This is a genomic window from Acinetobacter sp. SA01 (assembly GCF_011319235.1).
In the GTDB taxonomy this organism is placed as follows: domain Bacteria; phylum Pseudomonadota; class Gammaproteobacteria; order Pseudomonadales; family Moraxellaceae; genus Acinetobacter.
In genome coordinates, this window is sequence record NZ_WXXM01000003.1 from 211,842 (window position 1) to 224,614 (window position 12,773).

Consider the following 12,773-nt stretch of genomic DNA (forward strand, 5'->3'; position numbering starts at 1 on the left):
GGAGTATTTTAAGATTTTATGCTTATTTGGCATAAATTAAACCCGACTAATCGAAATTAATCGGGTTTAATAAATGGGAAGGCTGCTAGAACTTACTGTTGCTCAGTATAGGGATTCTTAAAACCTAACTTCGCCAGAATCTCAATTTCCAATGCTTCCATTTCTTCTGCATCTTCATCTGAGGTTTCATGGTCATAGCCCATCAAGTGTAAGGTGCCGTGCACCAGCATATGAGTAAAATGCTCAATCGGGGTTTTATTCTGATCAATGGCCTCTTGTAAAACCACAGGAATACAAATCACCAGGTCACCAATGGGTAGGGCATCCAGCATTGCCAGCACTTCTTCTGGTACATCGCTCGGGAAAGACAGCACATTGGTCGGCTTGTCTTTTTGACGATACTCTAGATTCAGCTTATGGCTTTCGTCATTGTCTACACAAGCAATCCCGATTTCGCAGTCCTGATCGACATTGATAAAACGAAGTGTAGTTTCAATGACCTTTTTAATATAAGCGCGTTTTAATACCAGTTCAGGTGACTGGTAGTCTTGTTGCAATGATAGGTTAAGTTTCAAAATGAATCCTTAAAGTATCTTAGTCCTGAGCATCGGCAGCAGCATCATTTTCAGCAATCAATGCTTCCTGACGCGCTTTACGTTCTGCTCGTGCTTCAGCACTAAGACGGTGTTGTTCACTGTCCCATCCTTCATAGGCTTCGACAATTTTCTGTACCAGCCGGTGACGAACCACGTCACGGGAATGGAAACGGGTGATATGAATTTCGGTTACAGGTTCCAGTACACGTAAAGCATGGGCTAAACCAGATTGCTGACCGCGAGGTAAATCGACCTGAGTGATGTCGCCGGTAATGACCGCACGTGAACCAAAGCCTAAACGAGTCAGGAACATTTTCATCTGTTCTGGCGTCGTGTTTTGCGCTTCATCCAAAATCACGAAAGAATGGTTGAGGGTACGGCCACGCATATAGGCGAGGGGCGCAACTTCAATCACCTGACGTTCAATCAGTTTGGCGACTTTTTCAAAGCCCAGCATTTCATACAGGGCATCGTAAAGCGGGCGCAAATAAGGATCGATTTTCTGGCTTAAATCCCCCGGTAAGAAACCGAGTTTTTCCCCGGCTTCAACCGCAGGACGAACCAGCAGGATGCGCTGGATTTCATTACGTTCCAGCATATCTACCGCAGCAGCCACGGCAAGATAGGTTTTACCGGTACCAGCAGGGCCTATACCAAAGGAAATGTCGCTTTGCAAAATACGCTGTACATAACGCTTTTGATTTGCGCCGCGTGGATTAATCCGGCCTTTGCGGGTTTGCAACCAGACGGCATCGAGACCGGTATGTTCATTGTCAGAAAGATCTTCCTGCAATTCACGATCCGTCTGACTGCCCTGAATCATCAGATGCAAAGTATCCGCGCTGACTTGCTGGCTGGTTTCAGTTTCTTCATGTAGACGCATCAAGAGGCTTTCGGCTCTCTCTACTGCATCAATCTCACCATCGATGTAAAAAGCATCACCTCGATGGGAAATTTTGACCTCTAAACGCTGTTCGATTTGTTTCAAATGACCGTTATAAGCACCCAGCATGCCTTTTAAACGTTCCATTGAAATACCAGGAAAAGTTACTGTACGTCGGATCGCTGCAGTCAAGAGAATTCCTTATAAAATGATCTTACTGATCACCTTACATTACGCCACGTCAGGCTCAAGATTCAAGAGCTCACCGTAAACAAAATTTAAAGTTTTAATTTCGGTAATTTCAATCTCTGCAAAACGCCCAACCCAGGCCGGATCACCAATGAAAGACACCAGACGGGTATTGTCCGCTGTACCAATCAACAGGTTCGGATCTTTGTCAGAAACCTTTTCAATCAGCACACGCTGGATGGTGCCGAGCATGGCATCAGTTTTATCAATGCTTGAGCGTTTAATCCATTGCTGAACTTTGGCCAGCCGTTCTTTTTTGACATCTTCAGGGGTGTTGTCTTCAAGTTCTGAAGCGGGTGTACCTGGACGTTTTGAATAAATGAAGCTGTAAGAATGGTCAAAGTCCAAATCCTGGATGAATTGATAAGTTTCTTCAAAGTTCTCATCGGTTTCACCCGGGAAACCAATAATAAAGTCTGAAGATAAATGCATATCCGGACGGACGGTACGTAGCTTTTTAATTTTTTCGATATAGACATCGATGGTGTGGTTACGTTTCATCGCTTTCAGCACATCGTTGGAACCGCTTTGTACCGGCAAGTGCAGGTGCGAAACCATTTGTGGCAAGTCACGGTAGCACTGAATCAGGTCATCATTGAATTCAAGCGGATGTGAAGTGGTATAACGTAAACGGCCAATGCCCGGAATTTCGGCAACGAGACGCAGCAAGTCGGCAAAGGTGCAGATATTGCCTTCAAAAGTTTCGCCGCGATAACCATTCACGTTCTGACCTAATAGGCTGATTTCACGAACCCCTTTTTCCGCCAGACCGGCAATTTCCGCCAGTACGTCATCTAAAGGACGCGATACCTCTTCACCGCGGGTATAAGGGACTACGCAGAAAGAACAGTATTTGGAACAGCCTTCCATAATCGAAACAAAGGCTTTATAGCCTTCAACACGCGGTTCAGGTAAAAAGTCGAATTTTTCGATATCCGGGAAAGAAATATCCACCAGCTTGATTTTTTCTTTCTTCGGTTTTTCAATTTGTTCAGAATGCTGATCCAGCATTTGCGGTAAACGGTGTAAGGTTTGTGGACCAAAAACCATATCGACATATGGCGCACGTTTCTGAATATTGTCACCTTCCTGAGAAGCTACACAACCGCCGACCCCAATCACTAAGTCAGGATTTTTTTCTTTCAGCTTGCGCCAGCGACCCAGTTCGGAAAACACTTTTTCCTGGGCCTTTTCACGAATGGAACAGGTATTCATCAGCAGAATATCGGCATCATTTGGGTCAGTGGTCAATACATAACCGTGCGAGTCGCCTAAAAGATCTGCCATACGATGACTGTCATACTCATTCATCTGACACCCTTGCGTTTCGATATACAGTTTTTTCACTGAACCGTCGGCTGGGGTGTGCTGTGGCTGGGTAACAGTGTTTTCTGAAGCAGCTTGGGCACTATTTGGAATGAAGGTTTGAACCGTCATGTAGGCTCCTAAAGGATAAATCGGTGAAATCGCAATTCAAGACTGACTGTATCAAGCTCACTCAGCGAGCGATATTTCTTTTTCCTTTCAATGCCTAATAGTATTGAAGGGGAAGAAAGAGGCTGACTGCCATCTTGAAAAAATGCAATTTGAATACAAGAAAGGCGCATATTTTAGCAGGAATCGAAGCCAAACTTATAGCTCTAAATAAAGCTGCAAAAATATTGATTTGTGAAGTAAAAATGATTGAAAATTAATATTGTCTAATCATAAGGTTACATAACAGAACAGTAGAGTAGTGTAATAATAATTAAACTATTCAAAAATGATTAGGTGCGACCAAGGCAATATTAAATGACAGAAGGCGGGCATATGTTTAATCGGGTAATCAATAAAAATTATTATAAAGTGCTTGCTTTGGCTTTGGCATCTACCGGTTTTATTTCGATTTCTTATGCGGCTGATGAACAGTTTAATGATGCTTTGCGTGCTGCCAATTCTGCAAATTTAGATTTATTACAACAATATCAGGCATCGATGCAGAACGATGTGCTGGGTTATTATCCGGAATACTGGTTATTGAATAGTAATTTGGCTAATCAGCCTGCCAGCCAAATTATCAATTTTGCTCAGCGTTATCCGCAATCAGCGATGGCGGAAAAACTGGCTGCTGATTATGTCGAAGAAAAAGTCAAGCAGGCAGATTTTGCGACTGCGCAGCCTATTTTGCAGTATGTGACTAATCCGGATCAGGCGGAAAGCTGTGCGGTTGCCCAAGTTCGTGCCAAATCGGGTGATCCCCTGGTTTTTGCTGAATATAAAGATGTCTGGCTTGCCACCAACTCACAACCTGAATCCTGTACCGGTTTGGGACGTATGATGCTGTCGAGTCCCCTAATGACCGAGCAGGACAGGCAGCAACGTTTATGGGGACAGCTTCGTGCAGGGCAGTCGGGCTTGGCCTTGGCTACTGCACAAACGCTGGGGCTGAGCCTATCACTTGCACAGCTCAATCAAATTCAGGCCAATCCTTTAAATTATTTATGGTCTGCGCCTAAAGCCACCAGTGCAGATCAGGCTTATTTGATTTATGCCCTGGGACGTCTGGCCGATAGCGACTTAAATACTGCAATGGCTTCCGTTAAAAATGCAGCAGAGGGGACACCGCTACAAGTACAAAAAGCGCTCTATCGTACTGTGGGCTATATTGGCGGAACCACGGTGATGAAAAACAATTTTAACCGTGAAGTACTGAATTATCTGGATGCCAGTTACGGTTTGCCCTTTAGTGCAGAAGAAGCGGAAATTTATGCTCGTCAAGCCATTCGTTTTAGTGCATGGGAAAGCCTGATTCAGGCCATTGATGCGATGGGCGTAACCCAAAAGCAGGAAGATCGTTGGCAGTACTGGTTGGCACGGGCTTCAGAGCAACGTGGCGATGCTCACTCTAAACGTGTGGCACAAGAAATTTTCAAAAAATTGGCACAGGGGGATGATTACCATAATCTGCTGGCCAGAGATAAGTTAGGCCAAAGTTACAATAATATTCCCAATAATGTTCAACCTTCAAATAGTGATGTGCAGCGTTTAAGCCAAAATATTCATTTCAACCGTGCTTTTGCTTTACGCCGTGTCAACGCACCGGATAGTTATGTGAATCGTGAATGGAACTGGGCAGTGCGTCAGGCCTATTTAAAACATGATGATGGCTTACTGCTGGCAGCTGCAAAACGTGCGACGGATATGGGCTGGTATGACCGTGCCATTTACGCGGCTGACCGTACTGAATCCAGACACAATTATTCCTATCGTTATGCCATGCCACATCAAAGTTATGTGGTCAGCCATAGTCGAAATGCCGGAATCGATCCTGCATGGGCCTATGCTCTGATGCGTCAGGAAAGCCGTTTTGTTTCACAGGCACGTTCACATGTGGGTGCAGGAGGGTTGATGCAAATTATGCCGGATACGGCGAAACTGGTGGCCCGGCAAATGGGCGAAACTTATAATCCGGCAGCTTTAACCGACATGAATACCAATATTCGTTATGGCACTTTTTATTTGTCGATGATTCAGAGCCAGCTCAGCAATAATCCTGTGCTGGCAACGGCTGGCTATAATGCTGGTCCAAACCGTGCACGTCGTTGGCAACCGGATGCCCAGCAGATAGCCGCTGATCAATATACTGAAACCATTCCCTTAACCGAAACACGTGATTATGTAAAACATGTCATGACTAACGCCACCCATTATGGAGTATTGCTTGGACAAGGAGCGCAGTCGATTGAAAAACGGATGAATATAATTCCATTAAGAAATAATCCTTAATTTTTAGTTTTATTGATAGGTCTGACTTGTTGATGATATTTTCTGGGCGAACTTCAGTTTTACTAAGATGGGTGCTGTTCGCGGTGAGCAGTGCTGGACTAGGGCTGTTTGCACCTCAAACTTTTGCAGCCCCTTTGCAGGGTTATGTCATGGTGGTACAAATGACCCCCGCGGTATGCATGTTTGATGCCCAAAAATCAAAACAGCGAAAATGTCTGGAAGGCTATTCGCTGAATATTTCCGGTTTGTATCCGGAAACTTCGGAAACCGAGTGCAGGACCACATCCTCTGCGGCTTTATCTCCCTTGCAGGCGAAAGTCGTGGCACGAGTCATGCCCGATGAAAATGCCCGCATGCAACTTTGGCGGGGCATTGGCGGATGTGTACAAATGAACTCAAGTCAATATTTCCGTACCATCATCAATTATGCTGAACGTCTCAAAATTCCGAAGGAATTAACCAGTCCTGAAACGCGAGCCATGCATCAGACCAATCTTCGGCTGCAGTTTCTGCGTTTGAATCCAAGTTTACCTGCCAATGCCATTAGATTTAGCTGTTCGACTTTCCAGGGAAATGCCATTCTGACCGAAGTGAAACTTTGCTACAAAAATAATGGACAGTACAAGCGTTGTTCAGCAGAAGTAGAAAATACCTGTCCAAATTTATTTACCATAAAAGGTTCTTACTAAGCTTTTTTATATATTTTATTTATATTTCCTATCATACTTTTGTTGAAATCCATTCTCTTTTAAATGCATCTGTCAAAGTATTGGAGTACAATCTTTGCCGTTTATGATTATTAAGATTAAATAGAACAGCTATTTAATTATTATGACGATCCTCTCAATTGGAGATAATTACATGAAGCAACCTGTTCGCGTTGCCGTTACTGGCGCTGCTGGTCAAATTGGTTACAGCCTATTATTCCGTATCGCTAGCGGTGAGATGTTGGGTAAAGACCAACCAGTTATTCTTCAATTATTAGAAGTTCCTTTTGAGAAAGCTCAAGCTGCGCTTAAAGGCGTAATGATGGAACTTGACGACTGTGCTTTCCCATTATTGGCTGGCATGATCGGTACTGATGATCCTAAAGTTGCATTCAAAGATGCTGACTACGCTCTTCTAGTTGGTTCACGTCCACGTGGTCCAGGTATGGAACGTGCTGACCTTCTTAAAGTGAACGGTGAAATCTTCATCGGTCAAGGTCAAGCATTGAACGAAGTTGCTAGCCGTGACGTTAAAGTACTTGTTGTAGGTAACCCTGCGAACACCAACGCTTACATCGCAATGAAATCTGCTCCAGATCTTCCAGCGAAAAACTTCACAGCAATGTTGCGTCTTGACCACAACCGTGCGTTGACTCAACTTGCTCAAAAAGCTGGCGTTGCAGTTTCTGACATCAAAACTATGACTGTTTGGGGTAACCACTCTCCAACAATGTATGCTGACTACCGTTTTGCAACTGTAAACGGCGAAAGCTTAAAAGACAAAATCAACGATGCTGCTTGGAACAAAGACGTGTTCCTTCCAACTGTTGGTAAACGTGGTGCTGCAATCATCGAAGCGCGTGGTCTGTCTTCTGCTGCTTCTGCTGCAAACGCTGCAATTGACCATATGCGCGATTGGGCTCTTGGCACAAACGGCGAATGGGTAACTATGGGTATTCCTTCTGACGGTTCTTACGGTATCCCTGAAGGCGTAATGTTCGGTTTCCCTGTAACTTGTGAAAATGGCGAATACAAGATCGTTCAAGGTCTTGAAATCGACGAATTCAGCCGTGAGCGTATCAACTTCACTCTTAACGAGTTAGAAGAAGAACGTGCAGCAATTGCTGACATGGTTAAATAATTTAATCTTTTAGATTAAATTGAAAAGCACTCCACTTGGGGTGCTTTTTTATGCCTGAAATTTGGTTTTGAACAAAAAATAACAAGCTGTGATGCAGTGACAACTGAATGTGTCAGGGTTTGCGTCTAATTTAAAAGCTAACAATAAAGGTTTAAGGAGAATGAGATGTTTGATCAACAACCTACATTGGAGCTTTTATTTGAGCAGTTGGGACTAGACGCGAGCCAAGAGGCGATAGACCGGTTTATAGAAAGCCATCAATTGACGATGGATATTCCTTTGCATCACGCTCCATTCTGGACACAGGCACAGCATGATTTTTTGATCAGCCATTGGAAAAAGGATGATGAATGGGCCATGGTGGTGGATATCTTAAATGAACAATTGCATACCGAAGACCGGCTTTCAACCTCAACCCATCAGTGAACACAAATTGAAACAACAAACCTAGTTTTATGACTAGGTTTTTTTATGAATATTTTATAAGTTAATTAAATAATAAATGACAGTTTGGTTGATAAGGAGTGTGCCATGCTTATGAATAATAACCCATCCTTTAAAATGTTATTTGAACAACTTGGGCTGGCTTCTAGCCCTGCGGCTGTTGAGCTTTTTATACGGACTCATCAATTACCTGCACATCAAAATCTGCATGATGCTCCATTCTGGAATAAATCCCAGCGTGAGTTTTTAATTCGCTATTTAGTGGAAGATGCAGATGAGTGGGTCATGTTGATTGATGAACTGAACCAGCAATTACATATGAATGCCACCAAACTGCAACCTGCCTGATTTTTTGTAGACAGGTGATGTTTAAAACCTGCTGAGAAGAAGGAACTTTTAAGCAGGACAGATCATAAAAAAACGCCTCATTGCAGGCGTTTTTTTATCGTTAAATCTGCAATTAATGAGCTTTACTTTTGACTAAATGCACAAACCAGTCATGCTCACGGAATGGGTGAAAGGCTGGATGCTCTTGTACCAGAATCAAGTCAAAATCGGCAGTTTTACTGTATTTGGTGAGCCAATGTCGCGCTAAGGCGGTTTCACTCTTGGCCGCAGAAGCATAGGCCAGGAAAAAATAAACGTCCCCATACTGGTCGTGAGTGATAGGTTTTAAGATTTGCTGGGTAATCAAGGCAAATCTTTGTTCCTTGGTAATTTCAAAATACAACATATAGGCTTTGGCTAAATGCATGGATAAGTTCATATATAAACTTAACGGCATTTCTTCAAATTCAATACGGCCCTGTTCAAGCAGAACCACGGCTTCTTGCAAAAAATGAATCTGTTCCTGGCGTACGATGCTGAGTGTAACCAGTTGCATACGTAACTCAGCACGTTCTAAGGCAAGTTTTGGCGTATTCCCTTGTAAATACAACTGATCAGTTTCGCCAATACGTTGAATAATCTGTTTGGTGTTTTCCCGCATCGGTTACATCCTCATCTGTCAATGATTGCTATATGAGGATGTTTTTCCAGATTTAAAGCATCCTCTGCTGTGAATTACCAAATGGAGTTGCCGCTGCGTAACCATGCGGTAATGGACAGGCGTTGATGCTTGGCTTTGAGTACTTCGTGCAATAAATCACTTTGGAATAGAGCAATGCGGTTCGGTTTTGGCGGGATAATGTGCCACTGATCATTTTTATCCAGTAAACGTAATTCGCCCCCCCAGTCCGCTTGCCAGTCTTCATGCAGATAATACACAGCAGAAATCACACGGCCATTTTTACCTTGGGGGTTGTCACGGTGCAGGGCATAAAATTCACCGGCGTTATAACAGGCAAAATGGGCTTCGACTTCGCGAATGCCTAGGAAAAAGGCTCGGTTCAGTTCTTCCCCCAGATTTTGCAAGGTTTTGATGTGCTGTTGTGCTTTAGCTAAATCTTCATTTATCCATAAAATATGATCACTACGGATCTTGCTCATCACCCCATTTTGAATGGCGGCTTCTCTAAACTGGTTTAAATGAGAAGTGCATTCTTCAACCAAGGCATGAATATATTCTTCAGGATAAACATCATCAATAATGCTAAAGCCCTGCTGATCTAGATCTTTAATCATTTGATCAACATTGCATGACTTTGGAAGGTGAATTGCATCCATACAGCTATACTCACAACAGGATAGAAAAATGCTGTTGTATTCTAGAGCAAGATATCCTGCGGAACGAAACATTTTTTCATGCTAAAATAGCGGTTGATATCAGGAATTAAAGAAACATGAATTACCGTCACCATTTCCATGCAGGCAACTTTGCCGATGTCATGAAGCATGTGTTATTGCTGCAACTTTTAACACGTTTAAATGCCAAAGATAAACCTTATCGCTATATCGATACGCATGGTGGGGCAGGTAAATACGATTTATCGACGTCTGCAGCGCAAAAATCAGGCGAGTTTTTAAATGGTATTCACCGTTTAATCAAGCTGGATGATTCAATCACCCGCAATGCGCCTGAAGGCGTAAAGCAATATCTTAAAGTTGTTCAAGATATGCGTGAAGTTTCAGGTAAGGGTGCCTATCCGGGTTCACCCTGGTTTGCTCTGGAAGGCATGCGTGAAATAGATAAAGCCACTATTTTCGAAATGCAGCCTGAAGTCTTCCAGCAGCTGCGTTTTAATATTCGTGACCGCCGTGCCGGCCTGCATGAACGTGATGCCTATGAAGGCTTACTTGGGGTGATTCCGCCTAAAGAAAAGCGCGGTCTGGTCATGATTGATCCACCTTATGAATTGGAACGTAAAGATTTTCCACAATTGGTCGAATTGTTGGTTGCTGCGTATAAAAAATGGCCTACCGGCGTTTTTGCGGTGTGGTATCCGATTAAAGATCGCGCCATGATTGAACGTTTTGAAAAGAAAATGATCAAAACTGGTATTCGCCGTCAATTGGTATGTGAAGTTTGTGTATGGCCGGATGATACGCCAGTGGGGCTGAATGGTTGCGGTTTGCTGGTGATTAATCCGCCATGGAAATTTTCTGAAGATGCGGATGAAGCTTTACAATGGTTATTCCCGCATTTACGTATGAGTGAAAATGGTGGACATGCCGCGGTTCGCTGGTTGGTTGGCGAATAAGAGATACGTTGAAAAAGATACGGTTACATTTAGGATCGACAAAGAATGACAAGTATAAACAAACCTGAAAGTGAATCTTCTCCACGTGATGAGCATGGTTTTGATGGCATCACCTTTGAAGTGGAAGAAGAAGAGCATACCCACGAGGGACAAAAGGTGAAACGTCGTGGCATCTATCTGTGGCCGAATCTGATTACAACAGCCGCTTTGCTATCGGGCTTTTATTCCATTATTGCCAGCATGAATGGAGATTTCACTCAAGCCATTTATGCTATTTTTCTGGCGGCATTATTCGATGGATTGGACGGTCGGGTAGCACGTGCGATTGGTGCTCAAAGCCCGTTTGGTGAACAGTTCGACTCCTTGTCTGACTTGCTTGCTTTCGGCGTGGCACCGGCTATTTTAATGTATAGCTGGAGTCTGCATGATTTGGGGCGCATTGGACTTGCTGCCTGTTTTGTGTATACCGCTTGTGCAGCTTTCCGTCTGGCACGCTTCAACGTGCAAATTGGTGTGGTAGATAAACGCTATTTTATTGGTGTGGCAAGTCCGTTGGCTGCGGTGATCATTATTACCCTGGTCTGGGTCGCACAAGATTTTCCGCAAATTTTTGATATACGTGAATTGGGTATTCAGATCTTTAATGCGATTGCGATCATTGCTGTGGGATTACTGATGATTTCCAATATCAAATACTATTCATTTAAAACATTTGATCGCAAACGTGTACCATTTTTTGTGTTACCGATTGCAGTATTTATCTTTGCCGCGATTACTTATAATATCCCTGTAGGGATTTTGGTGATTTCCATTATCTATGCATTGTCGGGTTTTGTGACTACTTTCCTGGCAAGAAAAAATACCGCCATATAAAAATGAGAACGCTATACTGAAAATAAAAAGGAGCACGATATGCAGTTGTTTCAAGATTTATTTGATCGCTCCAAACAACTCAATCAGGCTCCATTTCAGTTGCGCTTGGCCTATCATGCGCAAAAAGGTCGCTATAAAATCATTCATCAAGGTTTGATGATTCCTGGTCTACCCGCACCCTTACATTACCTCAATTTTATTAGTCTGATCGGCCAGCCGAATGCAGCAATGCTACGCAATGAAAGTGCCATTCAAACTACAGCTTTAGATACTGCCACTACCATTGCCAGTATTAGTCCGCATATGGTGGGGCAATTAAATTATTACTCGGTGGGTGAGGATTGTCGTTTTAGCAAAGAACATTTTCAGTTTTTAGACAGGGAAATCATTAGTGGAAATTTTCCCCATTTCCATATACAGCGTAAAGATAAAGAACTAAGTTTTGATTTATCAATTTGCACCAGCAATATTGTTTCTTATTTTACTCAGTTGCGTATGGGACTGGCAGATCACTGGTCTTTACTGTGTCAATGTGAAGGGCAGGTAACATACAAGGAACAAAAATTTGAGATTCAGCAGATGGGCTGTTTTGAATATGCTCGTTCCATTAATTTCCCCTATTTGCCTTTGGCATTTTTTACCTACCAAGTCATTAATCTGGAAAATCAGCGTCAACTGCTTTTGGCTCAGATTCGAGATTCTTTCAACGGTATTTTACAGTCACGCTTATATTTACGAGATGGGAAAACAGGCATCTCGCAAATGTTTGACCAGAACGTACGTTTTAAAGTACATCGGGTTTATCCCAAAGTAAAAACACCGAATGGGCAAAGCATGTATTTACCACGTGAGTTTGAGTGGGGCTATGAAGGTAAAGATGGAACCTGCATTTCCGTACAGGCACAAAGCCGCGGAGATTTTAAATTTGGTTTGGCGGCAGGTTATGTGGGTAGTTTTAAATATCAAGTCAGAATTAATCATCATGAAGAAACAGGTGAAAGTGGCTATTGTGAATATATCGATTGCCGCTCACTGAGCTGGCAAGAAAAAAATAAACAGGAAAAAATGCGTGATGAACTAGCCAATCCTGTCCCGTTTGCGTGCAAAAAATAATAAAAAGCTTCTATTTTGTGCAATAAGTAAACAGTCGTGATATTTTTGTTGAGTTATTTAAAAAAAGGAGTTGCATTGGGTTTGGAATGGTGTAGAATGCACATCCATCGGCGGTGATGAAGATTAAAACTTCTGATAAAACAGTAACTTAGCACGAGGTGTTAAGATTAGGTTTTAGAAAGAAAGTTTAAAATAATTTGAATTACTGATTGACACTGAGAATATCTAGTGTAATATAGCCGACCTAGCTTGCTGGTGACGAATCAGTAAGAAGATCATTAAGAGATTATGAAGAACAACTTGTGTGGATTTTTACTGGTTGATTGATCGAAATTATTTTCATTGATTGATGGTAGAAATTAC

The 12,773-nt window shown here is 42.8% G+C and carries 13 protein-coding genes; 8 read left to right on the forward strand and 5 right to left on the reverse strand.

The window, feature by feature from the left end:
* Nucleotides 1-92: 92 nt before the first annotated feature.
* The 3 genes from ybeY to miaB are packed head-to-tail and all read right to left on the reverse strand — an operon-like array spanning nt 93 to nt 3,165.
* A complete protein-coding gene (gene ybeY / locus GTU69_RS05290; protein ID WP_166168757.1) occupies nt 93-575 on the reverse strand; it encodes an rRNA maturation RNase YbeY in 483 nt (160 codons plus the stop codon).
* Between the two features lie 19 nt (nt 576-594).
* A complete protein-coding gene (locus GTU69_RS05295) occupies nt 595-1,671 on the reverse strand; it encodes a PhoH family protein (RefSeq protein ID WP_166168759.1) in 1,077 nt (358 codons plus the stop codon).
* 39 nt (nt 1,672-1,710) lie between these two features.
* Nucleotides 1,711-3,165, reverse strand: coding sequence for a tRNA (N6-isopentenyl adenosine(37)-C2)-methylthiotransferase MiaB (miaB, locus tag GTU69_RS05300; RefSeq protein ID WP_166168761.1), 1,455 nt, complete (start codon nt 3,163-3,165; stop codon nt 1,711-1,713).
* A gap of 354 nt (nt 3,166-3,519) precedes the next feature.
* Between miaB and GTU69_RS05305 the strand changes: the two genes are divergently transcribed.
* The 5 genes from GTU69_RS05305 (at nt 3,520) to GTU69_RS05325 (ending at nt 8,133) form a co-directional block, all read left to right on the forward strand.
* The gene (locus tag GTU69_RS05305) at nt 3,520-5,493 is read left to right on the forward strand and encodes a lytic transglycosylase domain-containing protein (RefSeq protein ID WP_171521997.1); all 1,974 of its coding nucleotides are present in this window, start codon (nt 3,520-3,522) and stop codon (nt 5,491-5,493) included.
* Between the two features lie 32 nt (nt 5,494-5,525).
* Nucleotides 5,526-6,182 (forward strand): ribonuclease I, encoded by a 657-nt coding sequence (locus GTU69_RS05310; RefSeq protein WP_166168763.1) that lies wholly within the window; start codon nt 5,526-5,528, stop codon nt 6,180-6,182.
* Nucleotides 6,183-6,354: 172 nt separating this feature from the next.
* Nucleotides 6,355-7,341 carry a malate dehydrogenase gene (locus tag GTU69_RS05315; RefSeq protein WP_092821112.1) on the forward strand — a complete coding sequence of 329 codons (987 nt, stop codon included), beginning with the start codon at nt 6,355-6,357 and terminating at the stop codon, nt 7,339-7,341.
* Between the two features lie 165 nt (nt 7,342-7,506).
* Nucleotides 7,507-7,767, forward strand: a complete 261-nt coding sequence (locus GTU69_RS05320; protein ID WP_086195730.1) for a DUF2789 family protein — start codon at nt 7,507-7,509, stop codon at nt 7,765-7,767.
* 105 nt (nt 7,768-7,872) lie between these two features.
* On the forward strand, nt 7,873-8,133 hold the full coding sequence (locus GTU69_RS05325) for a DUF2789 family protein (protein WP_166168765.1): 261 nt from the start codon (nt 7,873-7,875) through the stop codon (nt 8,131-8,133).
* A gap of 112 nt (nt 8,134-8,245) precedes the next feature.
* Here GTU69_RS05325 and GTU69_RS05330 read toward each other — a convergent pair whose 3' ends face one another.
* A complete protein-coding gene (locus tag GTU69_RS05330) occupies nt 8,246-8,773 on the reverse strand; it encodes a hypothetical protein (protein WP_166168767.1) in 528 nt (175 codons plus the stop codon).
* Between the two features lie 74 nt (nt 8,774-8,847).
* A complete protein-coding gene (locus tag GTU69_RS05335) occupies nt 8,848-9,450 on the reverse strand; it encodes a 2OG-Fe(II) oxygenase (RefSeq protein ID WP_166168769.1) in 603 nt (200 codons plus the stop codon).
* Between the two features lie 116 nt (nt 9,451-9,566).
* On the opposite strand from GTU69_RS05335, the gene rlmJ reads away from it, so the two are divergent.
* Genes rlmJ through GTU69_RS05350 form a run of 3 tightly spaced genes read left to right on the forward strand, consistent with a single transcriptional unit; the run spans nt 9,567 to nt 12,410 of the window.
* Complete coding sequence (gene rlmJ / locus GTU69_RS05340) at nt 9,567-10,424, forward strand: 23S rRNA (adenine(2030)-N(6))-methyltransferase RlmJ (protein WP_166168771.1); 858 nt, start codon at nt 9,567-9,569, stop codon at nt 10,422-10,424.
* A 45-nt stretch (nt 10,425-10,469) separates the two neighbouring features.
* Nucleotides 10,470-11,297: a CDP-diacylglycerol--serine O-phosphatidyltransferase gene (pssA, locus tag GTU69_RS05345; RefSeq protein ID WP_166168773.1), complete on the forward strand. Its 828-nt coding sequence runs from the start codon at nt 10,470-10,472 to the stop codon at nt 11,295-11,297.
* A 39-nt stretch (nt 11,298-11,336) separates the two neighbouring features.
* Nucleotides 11,337-12,410 carry a DUF6670 family protein gene (locus GTU69_RS05350; RefSeq protein WP_166168775.1) on the forward strand — a complete coding sequence of 358 codons (1,074 nt, stop codon included), beginning with the start codon at nt 11,337-11,339 and terminating at the stop codon, nt 12,408-12,410.
* Nucleotides 12,411-12,773 lie beyond the last annotated feature (363 nt).

Coding starts and splice junctions, on each gene's coding strand:
- GTU69_RS05350 (WP_166168775.1), top strand. CDS start 11,337: ATGCAGTTGTTTCAAGATTTATTTGATCGCTCCAAACAACTCAATCAG.
- GTU69_RS05310 (WP_166168763.1), top strand. CDS start 5,526: ATGATATTTTCTGGGCGAACTTCAGTTTTACTAAGATGGGTGCTGTTC.
- miaB (WP_166168761.1), bottom strand. CDS start 3,165: ATGACGGTTCAAACCTTCATTCCAAATAGTGCCCAAGCTGCTTCAGAA.
- GTU69_RS05315 (WP_092821112.1), top strand. CDS start 6,355: ATGAAGCAACCTGTTCGCGTTGCCGTTACTGGCGCTGCTGGTCAAATT.
- GTU69_RS05320 (WP_086195730.1), top strand. CDS start 7,507: ATGTTTGATCAACAACCTACATTGGAGCTTTTATTTGAGCAGTTGGGA.
- GTU69_RS05305 (WP_171521997.1), top strand. CDS start 3,520: ATGACAGAAGGCGGGCATATGTTTAATCGGGTAATCAATAAAAATTAT.
- GTU69_RS05325 (WP_166168765.1), top strand. CDS start 7,873: ATGCTTATGAATAATAACCCATCCTTTAAAATGTTATTTGAACAACTT.
- pssA (WP_166168773.1), top strand. CDS start 10,470: ATGACAAGTATAAACAAACCTGAAAGTGAATCTTCTCCACGTGATGAG.
- GTU69_RS05330 (WP_166168767.1), bottom strand. CDS start 8,773: ATGCGGGAAAACACCAAACAGATTATTCAACGTATTGGCGAAACTGAT.
- GTU69_RS05335 (WP_166168769.1), bottom strand. CDS start 9,450: ATGGATGCAATTCACCTTCCAAAGTCATGCAATGTTGATCAAATGATT.
- rlmJ (WP_166168771.1), top strand. CDS start 9,567: ATGAATTACCGTCACCATTTCCATGCAGGCAACTTTGCCGATGTCATG.